Genomic DNA, 16,196 nt, shown 5'->3' with positions numbered 1-16,196 from the left:
CGTAAAAACTGTTCTCAATCACAGCGAATGCTTAACAGGAATCAGGAAGGTCCGCATGGCGAAGCACACCGGAAAGCACGCCGCGAAACGGTCGAAAGTGGCCGGAGCGGTGGCATTCCTCGTGCTCATGTTCTCCGGATTCCTACTCGCCACGAACCTGCGCGTGAACCGTTCCGTCGTGGTGTCCAACGATACCGCCGAACTCGTGGAACAACGCGTGAAAAAAGTCAACTCCCTGCAGACGGAAGTCGACGCGCTCAGCTCCCGCGTGAACGATCTGAGCAAAACACTGAGCAGCCAGGACGACACCGACTTGAAAGACAGCGAAAGCGCAGGCAACGGCACCCTGCTGCCCGCGGTGGAAGGCCCCGGACTCGTGGTTACGCTCGACGACTCGCCGCTCTGGGAAAACATGGTCGACTCCAGCGGGTCGACATCCAACATCAACGATTACGTGGTGCACCAGCAAGACATCGAAGCCGTAGTGAACGCGTTGTGGGCGGGCGGCGCGGAATCCATGATGATCATGGACCAGCGCGTGCTCTTCAACTCCGCGGTGCGCTGCTCCGGCAACGTGTTGCTCCTGCAGGGCAAAAAGTATTCGCCGCCATTCACCATTTCCGCGATCGGGCCGGTCGATAATATGAAAAAAGCGCTCGACAGTTCGCAGGACGTGACCATATACCGGCAGTACGTCAGCGCGTTCGGCTTGGGCTGGCAGGTCGACGAAAAAGAAAAACTGCATTTCGACGCGACCGACGCGCTGCAACAGCCGCTGCAATACGCACAGGCGATGAACAAGGAAACGGGCGAAACACAGTAATCACAAGATGTGCAGGAATCGCAAGAGGGGAAGTAAACGATGAAGCACGTGGCACGCAAACAACGTCGCAAAAGCGTGGTCTGGACGATACTCGGCATACTCGCCGAACTCATGCTGACCGCAGCGGCCATCTGCGCGCTTTACATCGCATGGCAAATGTGGTGGACGGGCGTGCAAGCCGAACACAACCAAATCGAAACGCGTCAATCCGTATCATGGTCCGACCCGGGCCAATCCGACAACGTCACCATCGCGCAGGCGCAGGAAGGTGACCCGCCAACGCAACCGCAAAGCGCGCAGGAAGGCGAACTGATCGCCCAAGTCTACATTCCGCGATTCGGCAGCCAATGGCAACGCAACCTCGTTGAAGGAACCTCCCTCACCGAACTCAACAAACACGGACTCGGCCACTACAAAGACTCGCAAATGCCCGGCCAAATCGGCAACTTCGCCTTCGCAGGCCACCGCAACGGCTACGGACAGCCCCTCGGCGATGTCGACAAACTGCAGGAAGGCGACCCGATCATCATCCGCACGCAGGATTACTGGTACGTGTACCACTACACGAGCCACGAAATCGTGCTGCCGACCGACGTCGAAGTGGTCGCCGCCAACCCCGAAAATCCCGGCGCGACACCGACCAAACGCATGCTGACCATGACCACGTGCGAGCCGAAATACTCCACGCCGACGCACCGCTGGATCAGCTACGCGGAATTCTCATACTGGGCGAAAGTATCCGACGGCATTCCCCAGGAGCTCGCATCCACCGACTCCAACGGCAAAGTCAAATTCGTCAACAACGAAAAATCGTCGATCGTCGCATCCGTCAGCTCGCTTGAACCGTGGATTTTCGGCGCACTCGCCGCATACGTGATCATCTTCCTTTCCGCGCTCGCGGCATGGCGTTGGCCGTACCTCGCCGACGTGCGTGCGGGACGTCGTGAAAAGCCGGAATTCAGCCTGTACGGAGGATTGATGCGATTGCAGCCGGGCGTGCTTCCGATTCGACTCGTGCTGATGGCGTTGCTGATTTTCGCGGCGGCCGCATCATGCTTTGAATGGCTGTTCCCATGGGCCGCGACGAATATTCCGGCATTGCGAGAAATGTCGAATTACACGGCCGTATAAGGCGTTTTTTGCAGTTGCTGCGGTTGCTGCGTGAGACGCACGTCATGTCATGACATGTTGCGTACGTAGACTGCTGTTCAAACGCAAGTATTCGCACAACGCAAGCATTCGGAATATTCGAGAGATTTGAAGCATTCGAACGATTCGAAATATTTGGATGCTGGCATTCCAACGTCGATAGGAGCATGATGACCGATTCCGCACGCATTCTGGTCGTGGATAATTACGATTCGTTCGTGTACACGATCGTCGGATATTTGAAGACGTTGGGTGCCACGGTGACGGTGGTGCGCAATGATGCGATCGACCCGGGCGAGGACGGTGTGATCGACGAATATGACGGCGTGCTGATCTCCCCAGGGCCTGGCGCTCCGGCGGAATCCGGCGCCAGCGAAGGCATGATTCGTCTGTGCGCGGAGCAATCCAAGCCCATGTTCGGCGTTTGCTTGGGCATGCAGGCACTGGCCGAAGTGTTCGGCGCCACCGTAAGCCATGCGCCGACCATCATGCATGGCAAAACCAGTCTGGTGGAGCATATCGACGACGAGATCTTCGAAGGAGTGGCCAATCCGATGGTCGCCACTCGCTACCATTCGCTGGCAGTGGAGCCTGATTCCGTGCCGGAAGAGCTGGTAGTGACCGCGTGGACGCAGAGCGACCACATCGTGCAGGGCATCAAGCACCGCAGCAAGCCGATGTATGCGGTGCAGTTCCACCCCGAATCCGTGATGACGCAAGACGGCTACCGATTGCTTGCGAACTGGCTGAAGGTGTGCGGGCAGGAGAACGCGGTGGAGCGTTCCGCCGGATTGCAGCCGAAGGTCGCGGCCTGAAGGCACGAAAACACGTGAAAATGCGGAAACACGCGAAACGTAAGGACTATAGGGAATCACGAAATACGTGAACCACGCGAAAATCTTGGGAACGAATCTCGGAAAAACGTGAGTTTCGTAAAACGCAATCGTAAGCATGAAGGCCCGGCTGGGGATTTCCAGTCGGGCCTTCATTGTGAATTATGGCGGCTATCGCGGTTGTGACGATCGATCAGTTGCCTTCGCCGGGAGGGGTGCTGTTGCCGCCGTTGTTGCCGTTGTTGTTATTGCCGCTATTGCTGTTGTTGCCTCCGCCGTTGCCTGCATTATCGGTGCTGGAGGATTTGGTGGTCAACGTGATCGTGGCTCCGCTATCGGACTGGGTACCGGCGGTTGGAGACATGCCCGTGACGGTGCCATCCTCCGGACCGGAAACCGTGACCTGGAAGCCGTAGCTTTCCAGCAGGCTCTTGGCATTCGCATAGCTCATGCCGACCACGCTGGGCACGCTGATCTGCTGCTTGCCGGTGGACACCCAAATCGTGACCGCGGTACCAGCCTCAACCGTGCTTCCGACACCCGGATCGACGCGGGTCACAGCGCCGGAAGCGATGGAATCGGAATACTCGTTTTCGATGGTGATTTGCGTCAGACCGGCCTGCTTGAGCTGCTCAATGGCCGAATCCTTCGGCTGTCCTATCAGATTGTCGGGAATCTTGGTCATGCCGGACGAAATGTACAGCGTGATGATCGTGCCCTTGGTTTGCTTCGAATTGGCGGCAGGATCGGTGCTTACCACCTTGTCTTTTTCGATGGATGCGTTGTCTACCGTGCGTACGTTGCCCACTTTGAAACCGGCGGCCTCAAGAATGGACTTCGCATCGTCCTGGCTCTTGTTCGACACATCCGGCACCGCGACCGACTGTGGGCCGGTGGAGAACCATACGGAAACCGTGGAGCCCTTGGCGACCTTCTTGCCGCCCCTTGGATTCTGCTTGGTGATTGTGCCCTTCGGCTTGCTCGAATCGGAATCCTCGCGGGCATCGAGCTTCAGGCCTTTGGCTGTGAGCTGCTCTTCGACGCGCGCCTTGGATATATTCGCCGTGGCGGTGAAATCAGGTACTTCCACCATGTCGGCTGTGGAGTCGCTCTTGTTCAGCATGAAGAACACGCCCAGAATGACCAGCAAAGCCACCAGACCGCCCACGACGGAGCCGATGATGATCTGCTTCTTCTTGCGTGCCTTCGCGGCCTCCGCACGCTGTTCCGCACGGGTTTTCGTGGCAACGCCGTTCTGCGGGTTCGGTACGGCCTCAAACTGGCCTGTGACGGGATTGAACGCCTGCGTTGCGGCCGTTTCACCGGCAGGGGTCATGGCCACGGTATTCGCGGTCATTTCGGCCTGCTTGCGTGCCTTCATATTGGTCAGATCGGTCAACGGATTGAATGCGGCCGCCATCGGCACACCGCCGTTCATGAACGTCAGCAGATCGTTCTTGAATTCGGAAGCCGTGGCGTAACGGTTCTGACGATCCTTCGCCATCGCTTTCGCGCAAATCGAATCCCACATCTTCGGCAATCCTGGAACAACCGAACTTGGGGGAGTGGCGACCTCTGAAACATGCTGATAGGCGATTGCCACTGCGGAATCGCCGGTAAACGGCGGCCTTCCAGTAAGCATTTCATACAGCACGCAACCTGCGGAATACAGGTCGGAACGCATGTCGACGCTTTCGCCGCGCGCCTGCTCGGGAGACAGGTACTGCGCGGTGCCGACCACGCCCTGCGACTGCGTCATCGTGGCTGCGGAATCGTCGAGCGCGCGGGCGATGCCGAAGTCCATGACCTTGACCACGCCCTGCTCGGAAATCATGATGTTGCCGGGCTTGATGTCACGGTGGATGATGCCCATGCGGTGCGAATACTCGAGCGCGTTGAGCACACCCATCATCACCTGTTCGGCGTCGCGCTGGCTCAAAGCGCCGTTCACTTTGAGAATGTCGCGCAAGGTCTGGCCCTTGACATACTCCATCACCAGATACGGCAGATGCTCGGTCTGGCCGGTTTCGGTGGTGACGACTTCCTCACCCGAATCGTAGATGTTCACGATGTTGGGATTGTTCATTTGCGCCACGGAATGGGCTTCGCGACGGAAACGTTCAAGGAAGATCTTGTCGTTGGCGAAGTCGGCGCGCATGATCTTGACCGCGACGGTACGCCCAAGACGCGTATCGAGCGCCACGTGCACTTCGGCCATGCCGCCACGGCCGACCAGTTGGCCGAGCTGGTAACGTTCACCAGCCAAAGAGGTAGGCATGTTGATGTTCATCCCTGTTCCTTCCCATCAGTACTCAAGAAGATATGAGGTCTGCTGACCACGCGGCGCGGAAGCCTTCCACCTGCAGGCACCACCATCGTGTCAGCCAATTGTGTCTGCTGGTCGAGCAGACGGCGTTCGATGCGGGACAATGTGCGCGACACCGTCAACGCGTCCTTCGGACGGTCAAGGGGATCCTTGGCCAGCATCGACATGACAAATTCACGCAGCTGTACATCGACGGAGTCAGGCAGCGGCGGAACCGGATTGTTGACATGGGCTGCGGCGATGTCAACCGGCGTGGCGCCAGTGAATGGACGATGTCCGCACAGGCCCTCGTAGGCAACGACGCCAAGCGAATAGATATCGGATTGAGGCGTGGCATGTTGACCCTGCGCCTGTTCCGGGGAAATGTACTGCGCGGTGCCCACCACCATGCCATCCTGCGTGATCTGCTCCTGATTGGTGGAGTAGGAGACGCCGAAATCAGTGATCTTCACCTCGCCGGAATCGGACACCATGATGTTCGCCGGCTTCACGTCGCGGTGGATCACGCCATGCGAATGGGCGACGAACAGGCCACGCGCGGTCTGGATGAGAATCGGCAGCAAGCGGGTCGGCTCCATCGGGCCGTTCTGCTCGTGGAACAGGTCGGCCAACGACTTGCTGGGCACATACTCCATAATGAGGAAGCCGATGCCGTCATGCTCGTAGTATTCGAACAAAGCAGCGATGTTCGGGTGTGCAAGATTGGCGGAATTATGCGCTTCTGCGCGCAAACGAAGCAGTTTGGCCTCCTGCGTGACCCCTAAATCGCCACGCAATGCCTTGATGGCCACCGGGCGGCCCAACTGGATGTCGTAGCCTTTCCACACTTCGCCCATGCCACCTTGGGCCAGACGGGCGTCCAACCTGTAGCGTCGGTGGATGAGCTGTCCTTCAATCAGTTTCACTCTGCCAGCGCCTCCTGCATCATCGCTTTCATAATCGGTCCTGCGGCGAACGAGCCGTACAAGTCCACGTTGTGTACCACCACGGCAACGGCGATCTTCGGATCGTCCGCAGGGGCGAATCCTATCACCCAGCCGTCGATGGACGTGTTGCCGTCGCCGATCTGCGCGGTACCGGTTTTCGCTGCCACCTGCACGCCGTCAATGGCCAGATTTGGGTTTTCCTTGGGGACCACGGCTTCCATCATCTGCGTGAGCTTGCCCGCGGTGTCCGAACTGAATGCGCGGCTCATGACCTGCGGCTTGGTCTGTGAGATGACCGACAAGTCGGAGGAACGCACGCGATCCACCAGCGTCGGCTGCATGACCTTGCCACCGTTCGCCACTGCGGCGGCCACCAGCGCGTTCTGTAGCGGGGTCACCACGGTGTCTCCCTGGCCGATGGACGCCAAGGCGAGCTTGTCGTCGGCTGCATCGGTTGGGAACTTCGACGCCACGCTCATCCACGGTGTGCCCGTGGACTCGGAACCATCGATGGCGATAGGACTGTCGAAACCAAGCTTTTCGGCCATGGATGAGACCTTGTCGTCCCCCAAAGCCACTCCCAGCTGGGCGAATGCGGTGTTCGACGAATACGCCATCGCGTCTTCCAACGTGATCTTGCCATCCGAACCGTCGGCCTGCGACACCGCGTTCGGCAGCTGCGTGGCCGTTCCCGGAAGCGTGTAGCTCGATCCGGCAGGAATCTCAGTGTCGGTCTGATATTCGCCCGTTTCCAACGCAGCGGCCGCCACCACCGTCTTGAACGTGGATCCCGGAGGATACAGCTGCGAGGTGGCGCGGTTGAGCATCAGGTTCGACTCGTTTTGCGAGAGAGTGGAATAGTTGCTGTTCGCCTCGGACGTGTCATGGCTTGCCAGCTGGTTTGGATCGTAGCTTGGCGTGCTCACCATGGCGAGAACACGGCCGGTCTTCACCTCGATGGCCACGGCTGCGCCGTCATTGTTGGCAAGGCCGTTGTAGGCGGCCTGCTGGATCTTCGGGTCGATGGACGTTTCGATGGTTGCGCCCTTGTTCTCTTGGCCGGTGAACAGCGATTTGAACCGTTGCCACATCAGTTGGTCGGATTGGCCCGACAGCAGTGAGCTGCGCGAGGCTTCGATACCGCTCCAGCCGCGCTGGCTGATGGAGAAAAATCCGGTGACTGGCGCATACAGCTCGCCGGCCGCATAGGAGCGCTGATACGAGAACGCGTCGTTCGACGGGTCGGATTTGGCGATGACGGAGCCGTCCGACGCAAGAATCGAGCCACGCGGAGCACCATACTCGTGGTAGAGGGCGCGGGTGTTGCGCGGATCGCCGTTGAGCTGGTTCGCGCGGATCGCCGTGATGATCGTGGTGGACATGCCCAGGATGACGAACAGCGCCACCACGATGGTGAACAGTTGGCGGAGTGATTTATTCATGCTTGGCTCCCCTCTGACGTGTTGCCCGATGGGCTCGGTGTGCTCGGCATGTCAGATGCGCCGAACACATTCGATGGGGGAGCAGGGGGTGTGATTGGCATGCCTGCGACCGGCATTTCCGCGGAAATGATTTCCGTTGCTTGCGATTGCTGCATGGCGGCCGGTACGGCGACTTGCGGAACGTCTTGCGTGGCTGCTTGCGAAACAGCTTGCGAAACAGCTTGCGATTGTGCATCGGATTGTGCAGAGGCGACGCTTCTGCTGGCGCGGCTCTGCTTGCGGGCGCGCAGCGCCTGCATCGCCTCGTATTGGAACGTGTCGCTATCGATATCGGATTCGGGTTTGTTCGCCGAGTTGGAAATCACCACTAAGAGTGCTGCCAACATGTAATTCGCTATGAGTGAGGATCCGCCGGCGGCCATGTACGGAAGAGTCAAACCCGTAAGTGGTATGACTAACGTGATGCCTCCCACCACAGTGAACACCTGGAAGGCCATGGTGAACACGAGGCCCGATGCGAGAAGCTTGCCGAACCCATCCTTGATTTTCATCGCAGTGATCATCCCGGCGGCGATGATGAGCAAATAGAGCATCAGAATGGCCATCAGGCCGGTGAGGCCCAGCTCTTCGCCAAGTGCCGCGTAGATGTAGTCGGAGTTGGCGATCGGAGTGAGCGACGGGTGACCTTGCCCAAGGCCGGTGCCCATCAAGCCGCCTGATGCCAGGCCGAAAATACCCGTGACGAGCTGGTATGAGCCGCCATACTCCTTGTTGTACTGTGCCGAGTCGAACGGATGCAGCCAGGCGTCAACACGGGCGCCGACATGGCTGAAAATGTTGGCCGCCGCGAACGCGCCCACGGCGAACGCGATGAAACCAATCACAATCCAACTGGTACGCCCCGTGGCCACATACAGCATGGAAACGAACATGGCGAAGAACATGAGCGACGTGCCCAAATCGTGCTGCACGACCAGCACGCCCATCGACACGACCCACACCACGATGATCGGCCCCAGATCCTTGATGCGCGGCAACTGCAGGCCCAACACCTTCTTGCCGCCGACGGCCAGCTGGTCGCGGTGGTCATATAGATAGGAGGCGAAGAAGAATGCGAGGAACAGCTTCGCGAATTCGCTTGGCTGGAACGATCCCAAACCAGGAATCTTCACCCAAATACGGGCGCCATACTGTTCGGAACCGACCACCGGAAGCATCGGCGACAGCAGTAACACCAAACCGATCACCATGCTGACGTACGAGAACCGCCGCAGCACACGGTAATCCTTCATGAAAATCACCAGCAGATTCGCCAAAACCAGCGCGATCGACAGCCAAAGCAACTGTTTGAACGCGACAGACGTGTTCAAATCCTGATCGATGCGGGCGATCATCATGACGCCGGTGCCCGTCAGCACCATCACGCAGCACATGATCGCCTGGTTGGCGTACGGCTGGAACCGCAGCAGCAATCCCCAGGAAGTCAGGAACAATGCGCCGATGAATGCGAGCATCCACAGGTAATTATGCGGAAAACCGCCGGTGGTGCGTTCGAACATCTGGAAGAACGCGACGCCGCAAATCAGCATGCTGAATAAGAGCAGGCCGAATTGTCTCAGACGGGTTGCCATCATGACTGGTCACCGCCTGACTTGTCTGACGAAGCGTTGCCCGAATTACCTGATTTGCTTGACGATTTGTCGGAAGCCGTATCAGAGGATTTGCTTGACGACGTGCTATCGGATCCGCTGTTCGTCTTGTCTTGCTTCTTCTGCGCTTCGTCGTCCTGCTGCTGTTTCAGCTGCTTTTTGATCAGGCGCGTATGCGTTTTCGCCTCGCCGTACGTGTCGAAGGAAATGCCCTGCGCGAGCTGCTCCTGCCAACTTGGCGGCAGTTCGCTCGTCTTCATATTGGTGTCGGTGATGGCATGCGACAGCTGGAAGCCGAACAGGCTGGTCGGCACGCCTTGGAAAATCGACACTTCGCCGTTATTGTCGCCGATATAGTACTTGGTTTGGCTCCAGCTGTAGGTTGCGAAAGCGCCGCCCGCCAGCCCCAGCAGTATCACGATGGTGACGATGATGGTGATCACGCGGTTGCGTTTGGTGCGTGACCGCTTCGTCTTGCGCTGCTCGATATGCTCGTTGCGGATGGCTTTGGCGACTTCCGGATCGTTTGGATCGGCGGAAATACGGCCATCATCCTTTTGCACGACGGGGATTTCGCCGGTATCGGGATTGATACGGTCGCCGTTTTCCTCGCGTATCGTGGAGGGCTGTGCCACGCGCTGTTCCGGAGGATTGTCGTTTTCGTCGGGATTCTTGCCGTTGCGCAATGCCGCCGCACGAGCCGCCGGCGACTTCTTGCCTTCGCGCAGTGCGGGCGCGGATGCGACCGGCTCGTTGATGATGTCGGCGATCGGTTCGAGGCTTGCGCTGGCCGCGCCGCCGATCAGCGGCGTCTGATGTGGCATGTCGAACGCATCCGCGTCGAGGGCGAGCGTCGCGTCGGCGATGACCGCGGTGACGTTGTCGGTGCTGCCGGCACGAAGCGCCATCGAAACTAGCTGTTGAGCGCATTCTTCCTGATCGGAGCAGGTGGATAGCACCTCCTGCAACGTGGAATCCTCAAGCACGCCGCACAAGCCGTCGGAGCATAGCAGCCAACGGTCGGACGGATGCGCCTTGCGCACGGCGATGTCCGGGCGCGAATCGATATCGAAATCGCCCAAAACCCGCATTACGACGTTGCGCTGCGGGTGATTGCGCGCCTCGGACTCGCTGATGCGGCCGGTATCGATCAGATGCTGCACATAGCTGTGGTCGGTCGTCATGCGGATCAAACGGCCGTCATGCAGTAGATACGCGCGGGAATCGCCGATATGTGCCAAAACCCAATATCCCGCAACCAACGCGACGGAAGTGACGGTGGTGCCCATGCCCGCGAGACGACGTTCGCGCTTCGCCTTGCCGACGATCGCGTCATGCGCGGCCATAACCGAGGTTTTCATCATGTGGGCAATAATCTGGACATCGCCTTGTACATTGTCTTGTTCGATGTGGGCCAGCGAACGGATGGCGATGGTAGAGGCGGTGTCACCTCCCGCATGGCCTCCCATGCCGTCGCAGATGGCGATCAGATGCTCGCCCGCGAACGCGGAATCCTGGTTGTTGGAACGTACGGTACCCACGTCGGAAACGACGGTGGAATACATGAACAGCGGTTGTGAAGCAGGAGAAGTCGGCAAACGGGTCACCTCAATTCGAAGGTGGTTGCGCCAATGCGTACGGGAACGCGCGATCCAAGGATCATCGGCGCGTTCAGACGCTGCTGGTTGACCACAGTGCCGTTGGTAGAACCCAGATCTTCGACGGCCCATTTGCCGGTGACGGGATCCGTGTAGACGCGCGCATGGTGGGACGAGACGAATTCGTCATCCAAAACCACGGTGTTCGACGCAGAACGGCCAAGCGTGATGGTGTTGCCGGTCAGAGGGACGGAACTGCCGGCAAGAGGACCATCGATGATGACCAGCAAGGTGGGCTTGGCGTTTGACGCGGCGCTGGCCACCGGCGCGAGGGCGGCCACGGGCGCTGGCGCTTCAACGGCCTTGCGCGCGCGACGCTCCTTACGGCGATGAGCCCGCGACTTGCGCGGGCTGAGCGTTTCCACATCCCTGTACAGCGAACGTACCGTACAGGCCACGAAGATCCAAAGCAGTACGAGGAAGCCGTACTTGAGGATCGCGAAAGTAAGTTCAGTGAGCATAGAGGCAACTCCCGAGGTTGGGGTTGGTTACTCCTGATCCTGCGAAGATGCCCAATACAGGATTCGGGTGCGGCCGATGGTGATGGTGTTGCCGTCGAGCAGCGTGGCCGCCTCGACATGGTGGCCTTCGACATACATGCCATTGGTAGAGCCCAGATCGCGCGCGATGACGGTGCTGCCGTTATCGGTGATGTCGATCTCCATATGGCGGCGGGAGATGCCCGGATCGTCGATCACGATGTCGCAGTCAGAGCCGCGGCCGATGATGGTCTTGCTTTCCGTGAGCAGATACTGGTGCTCGCCGATCTCCAGCATCGGGCAATCCTCGGTCTGTGCCTCGGTGGTGACGGGCACGGTGTTACCCTGCACGGATTCGCTCGTCAGCTTGAAGTTGCTCTTGGTCAAGTCGAGTTCTTCTTCGAAGATCACCACGACCGGGCCTACGAACGCGTAATGCTGGTCCTTCGCATACTGAGTGAGGTTGTCGGCCAGCTCGTTGGCCAGCGCTTCGGCACCCCAATCGACGATGTTATTGAAATCCGGCGTGCTGAGCTTAAAACGGTACTCGTTCGGCGCCACGGTGCGGTCGCGCGTGACGGGCATGGCCTCTTTGTCAATCTCACGTTCCAGTGCGCTGGAAAGGTCGACGGGCTGCAGGTCCTTGGACCCGAACTTGGCAAAAACCCCGTTGACGGCGCCTTCCACGCTCTTCTCAAATCGGTCGAGAACACTCATGCTTGTCCCTTTCTATCCTCACCCATCCTACGCGGTAGAGTGCCGAGCGCCAATTCATAAGCCTGTTAATTGCAAAAATTTCATGCAATATTTCGGTCTTTATACCATCTAGGGGGTATATGGTTCTGGGTTTGTCTCCATAATCTCGATTCCCACGCTGTGCGATGGATGTCTGTGGAAAAGGGAGATATGGAATGGTGATAGGTTGGGAATATGACAGATGCGATTCGACAGTTTCCCCGTAAAAAAGCACGTACTTTGCGATTCTCCTGCGGTGCGCCACGTTCGGCCCGCGCGATTGCAGATGGCTCTCGCGTGCTGTTCCTGCGTTCCGATGGTCCGGAAGATACCGTCACCTCGCTGTGGATGAGCGCGATCGACGAAAACGGCCACGCCAGCGAAACGCTGCTCGCCGATCCACGCACGCTGCTCGCCGATGCCGACGCCGAAGACGTTCCCGCTGAAGAACGGGCGCGTCGCGAACGTGCGCGCGAAGGCGGTTCCGGAATCGTCGGCTATTCCACCGACGCAAGCGGCAACCGCGTGACCTTCACCATCAACGGACAACTGTTCCTCACCGATATTTCGGCGGGCGTGACGCGAACTATCGAAATCGATGAAGACGAACTCAAGCCGGTACTGAACCCGCGCATCAGCCCCGACGGACATCATGTGATGTACACCACCGGAACATATCTGGTCGATGTGGATCTCGCCGACGATGAAGAAATCGGAGACGCGATTTCGGTAGTCGCTTCAATCCCGCAAAACGGCGAATGGAAGATCGGATTGGCGGAATTCGCCGCAGGCGAGGAAATGGACCGCTACGACGGATTCTGGTGGTCCCCGGACTCCAAATATGTGCTGTTCGAAACCTACGACGAATCCCCCGAACCAATCTGGCATCTGTCGGACCCCGCGAATCCAACCAATCCGGCGCAAGCCAACCGCTATCCGCAAGCGTTGACCGCCAATGCCGATGTGCACCTGACCCTGCTGGAACTCGGCTTTGACAGCGATAACTGCTGCTACGGGGCAATCGCCAACGAAGTGGTTTGGGATCGCGAATCCTACGAATATCTGGCCGTCGTCAGCTGGACGGACGGGCATGAGCCAGTCATTCTCGTGCAAGACCGACTCCAACAGCACGACCAGGTGCTCGCCATCCACGTGGGCGAGCCAATCGCCACCATGCGAGACGCGGAAAACGGCTTCACCGACGACAACGGAGACGAGGTCGAAACCTTCTCCATCGCCATCCCCGAATACGCCGAAGGCGAACGTCCGGGCAGCACGCGCGTGCTTGAAGAACACAGCAACGACTACTGGATAGACCTGATCCACGGCACCCCCGCATTCACGCCGAACGGACGCCTGATCTGCGCGATGAACGACATGGACGCCAACACGAACCGCCTCACCGTCGACGGCGTGCCCTTCACGCCAGCCGGACTGCAGGTGCGCGAAGTGCTCGACGTGACCGACGACGACGTGCTCTGCGTAGTGCAGCGCACCCCTGAACTGTTGCCTGACGACAGCCTGCCATTCCTCTGGCAGTCCAACGCCGCCGAACACGACGCCCGCAGCTTCGACGTGGTGTCAATCCGCTATGACGGCACATGGGAGCCCCTCACCTACACGCCCGGCCAGTGGACCATGTCCCGCGCAGGAAACGGCTGCGTGGTGACCGGACGTGGCATGGACGACGCGACCGTGCAAATGCAGCATTGCATGAACGTCGCCACAACCGACGGCAACGGCACCGACATGACGTCAATGGTGGTCGCACCAATCGAAAACCATGCCGAAACCCCCGGATTCACGCCGAACGTACACTTCACCCGACTCGGCGAACGCGGGCTGTACACGGCGATCGTGATGCCTTCAGCCGGCAGCGAATACGCGCACGCAACCACCCTGCCGGTACTTATGAAGCCTTACGGAGGTCCAGGATTCCAGCAAGTCGTCGAAAGCCAATCCTTCTACTGGGATGCGCAATGGTGGGCCGACCAAGGCTACATCGTGGTCACCGCCGACGGACGCGGCACCACCGGACGCGGGCCGAAATGGGACCGTGCCATCTACGAAACCATGAAATCCGTGACGCTCGAAGACCAAGTAGACGCCGTACGTGCGCTGCCGGAAGCGTTGGCAATACTGGCTGCGCAAGAAAACAAGAAATCCTCGGAAACCACCATCCCGCAACCCGACCTCAATCGCGTTGCCATGATCGGCTGGTCGTATGGCGGATTCCTTTCCGCGCTCGCCGTGTTGGAAGCGCCGGAAACGTTCGCTGCGGCCTGCGCGGGTGCACCTCCGACCGACTGGACGCTGTACGACACGCATTACACCGAGCGTTACCTCGGCCTCGACCCGGCCGTGTACGAACGTAACAGCATCATCGCCGACGCGCCGCAACTCGATCGACCGCTCATGATCATCCATGGATTCGCCGACGACAATGTGACGATCGCGCACAGCCTGCGTTTGAGCCAAGCGCTGATGGCTGCCGGACGCAAGCACACGTTCCTGCCGTTGACCGGCATCACGCACATGACCAACGATGAGACGGTCGCCGAAAATCTGCTGATCCTGCAGCGCGATTTCCTCGCGGAAGCATTGGAGCGGTAGTGCTGCTCCGATAGCGCTGTAATGATAACTGCAAAAGCACAAGCAAAAGCAACGAACAAAAGCAAAACGCGTTCCCCTGCGACTTCCGGACTGCCAAGCATCCGAGCGTCGTGGGCGAACGCGTTCCCTTCTCGATTGCCAACATAAAACAGGCGAAAACGACTTCGCAAGCGAGGGGGTACCACATTTGTGTACCCCTCTCTCAATTTGGGCTTGAGAAAGCCGAAAATCGTAGAAAATAAGCAAATATAAAGCAAGAGCAAACGAATAGCGTCAGATCTGCAATGCAGATGCGATCAAACCTGTACTTGTTCAAGCAAACCGGGCGAATCGTCGATGACAGTCACCGGAATGTATGCGAACAACGTCCAACTGCCGTCTTGCACAGACGTGGTGAGCGTGCCCTCATGTGATTCAAGCTGCTTCTTGAATGAAGCGAGACCGTGGCCTCCCGGCAGCTCATTATTGAGCTCGTCAGCTCCAGCCATGTCCTCTTTCATGGGATTGATTTGCGTGATTTCGATGGCATTCGGCCGGAGCATCACCGAAAGATCGATCTTGCTTCCCGGAGCGGCATGGCGTGCGATATTCGCATAGATTTCGCGTAGCAGATTATTGGCAAGTTCGGCGATTGCCTGAGATGCGCTCGGCTTGCCACCCGCGCAGTGCTGAATGGACGTGATATTGAAGCCAAGCTTGCGCAAGCGACGATCGCCGTCATCCAGTGTTGCTCGCAGCAGATTGGCCAACGCTTCGCCGTCGGCGTCGCCGGGGAGAGTGGTGGCGTCCATATTCAATTCGTCGATGACGCGATGCACGTTCGTCAATGCGGAAAGAATATATTCGTTGATTTGACGCCAGTCTTCGGCATCGGCTGTTGCGGTTGCCGTAGTTGTGGTTGCGTTGGCAGGGTCAGCAGCGACGCCAGGACTGCTAGAGTTGCCACCGATATGCCGTTGCGCTACAAACGTCGCCGCTGACAAATCGCCCGTCACCGCATCGTGAATGGCATCGGCAATGCGTGCGCGGCTTTCCAATTCCTGCAGACGATTCTTGTTCTGCGCCGCTTCGAAGCTTTTCTGCGTTGTTTTTTCGCTCCAACTCAACGCCCGACCAAGCAGTAGCACCATGGCATACATGCTGACCATGGCGACGGGGTTGGTATTTGGGCCAGGGGGGTCAATCAGCAGAATGTTAACAACGTAATATGTGAGTAACGTTGCCACGATAATGGCATTAGTGCTGTATGCGAGCATGCCATAGGCGTAAAGCTGCGCGGGAAGAGAATTTCCCAAATGCGCGTAGGGAGTAAACAGATCGCCTATGGAGGCAATCACGAGAATCGCCACCGATGTACTTTTCAGAAACAGCGGAGACGGTACGAGCGCCGTAACCAGCATCGCAACCCATATCACGCCAAATATGTCGGTAGGAGGCTCGTAGCAAACGCCGTATATGGTCCATGCAAGCACGATCAGCATAATGGCGAAACGGATTGGATGCCACAGGTTCGGATGCTGCGTGCGCATACGGTTGCGCCACGCAATGTACTGAGTTGCGGGT

General features: G+C 58.5%; 12 protein-coding genes. 4 read left to right on the top strand and 8 right to left on the bottom strand.

Annotation, left to right across the window (positions count from 1 at the left end; all coding sequences use genetic code 11):
• The first annotated feature begins 55 nt into the window (after window positions 1–55).
• The 3 genes from CE153_RS07245 to CE153_RS07235 all read left to right on the top strand — a co-directional run bounded on the left by CE153_RS07245 (window position 56) and on the right by CE153_RS07235 (window position 2,787).
• Window positions 56–823, top strand: coding sequence for a DUF881 domain-containing protein (locus tag CE153_RS07245; protein ID WP_099595708.1), 768 nt, complete (start codon window positions 56–58; stop codon window positions 821–823).
• A 39-nt stretch (window positions 824–862) separates the two neighbouring features.
• Window positions 863–1,954 (top strand): class E sortase, encoded by a 1,092-nt coding sequence (locus CE153_RS07240; RefSeq protein WP_099595707.1) that lies wholly within the window; start codon window positions 863–865, stop codon window positions 1,952–1,954.
• A gap of 188 nt (window positions 1,955–2,142) precedes the next feature.
• Entirely contained in the window at window positions 2,143–2,787 is a 645-nt protein-coding gene (locus tag CE153_RS07235; protein WP_039196538.1) for an anthranilate synthase component II, read from the top strand.
• Window positions 2,788–2,998: 211 nt separating this feature from the next.
• Here the strand turns inward: CE153_RS07235 and pknB are convergent, their stop codons facing one another.
• The 7 genes from pknB to CE153_RS07200 are packed head-to-tail and all read right to left on the bottom strand — an operon-like array spanning window position 2,999 to window position 12,002.
• Complete coding sequence (pknB, locus tag CE153_RS07230; protein WP_039196540.1) at window positions 2,999–5,095, bottom strand: Stk1 family PASTA domain-containing Ser/Thr kinase; 2,097 nt, start codon at window positions 5,093–5,095, stop codon at window positions 2,999–3,001.
• A complete protein-coding gene (locus CE153_RS07225) occupies window positions 5,092–6,036 on the bottom strand; it encodes a serine/threonine-protein kinase (protein ID WP_039196543.1) in 945 nt (314 codons plus the stop codon). The genes pknB and CE153_RS07225 overlap by 4 nt, the downstream gene beginning before the upstream one ends.
• Entirely contained in the window at window positions 6,033–7,499 is a 1,467-nt protein-coding gene (locus CE153_RS07220) for a peptidoglycan D,D-transpeptidase FtsI family protein (protein ID WP_039196544.1), read from the bottom strand. The genes CE153_RS07225 and CE153_RS07220 overlap by 4 nt, the downstream gene beginning before the upstream one ends.
• Window positions 7,496–9,133, bottom strand: coding sequence for an FtsW/RodA/SpoVE family cell cycle protein (locus tag CE153_RS07215; RefSeq protein WP_099595706.1), 1,638 nt, complete (start codon window positions 9,131–9,133; stop codon window positions 7,496–7,498). Before CE153_RS07215 ends, CE153_RS07220 begins: the two co-directional genes overlap by 4 nt.
• Window positions 9,130–10,746, bottom strand: a complete 1,617-nt coding sequence (locus tag CE153_RS07210; RefSeq protein ID WP_099595745.1) for a PP2C family protein-serine/threonine phosphatase — start codon at window positions 10,744–10,746, stop codon at window positions 9,130–9,132. Before CE153_RS07210 ends, CE153_RS07215 begins: the two co-directional genes overlap by 4 nt.
• 5 nt (window positions 10,747–10,751) lie before the next feature.
• The gene (locus CE153_RS07205) at window positions 10,752–11,267 is read right to left on the bottom strand and encodes an FHA domain-containing protein FhaB/FipA (protein WP_099595705.1); all 516 of its coding nucleotides are present in this window, start codon (window positions 11,265–11,267) and stop codon (window positions 10,752–10,754) included.
• 27 nt (window positions 11,268–11,294) lie between these two features.
• Window positions 11,295–12,002, bottom strand: a complete 708-nt coding sequence (locus CE153_RS07200) for an FhaA domain-containing protein (RefSeq protein ID WP_099595704.1) — start codon at window positions 12,000–12,002, stop codon at window positions 11,295–11,297.
• A gap of 213 nt (window positions 12,003–12,215) precedes the next feature.
• Between CE153_RS07200 and CE153_RS07195 the strand changes: the two genes are divergently transcribed.
• The gene (locus CE153_RS07195) at window positions 12,216–14,633 is read left to right on the top strand and encodes a prolyl oligopeptidase family serine peptidase (protein ID WP_099595703.1); all 2,418 of its coding nucleotides are present in this window, start codon (window positions 12,216–12,218) and stop codon (window positions 14,631–14,633) included.
• Between the two features lie 296 nt (window positions 14,634–14,929).
• On the opposite strand, the gene CE153_RS07190 is transcribed toward CE153_RS07195, so the two are convergent.
• Window positions 14,930–16,162: an ATP-binding protein gene (locus tag CE153_RS07190; RefSeq protein ID WP_236824499.1), complete on the bottom strand. Its 1,233-nt coding sequence runs from the start codon at window positions 16,160–16,162 to the stop codon at window positions 14,930–14,932.
• Window positions 16,163–16,196 lie beyond the last annotated feature (34 nt).

The sequence above is a fragment of the Bifidobacterium sp. N4G05 genome, from assembly GCF_002742445.1.
GTDB classification, from domain to species: domain Bacteria; phylum Actinomycetota; class Actinomycetes; order Actinomycetales; family Bifidobacteriaceae; genus Bifidobacterium; species Bifidobacterium hominis.
Note: the sequence above shows the minus strand (reverse complement) of the source record. Positions and strands in the feature narration are given on the sequence as shown.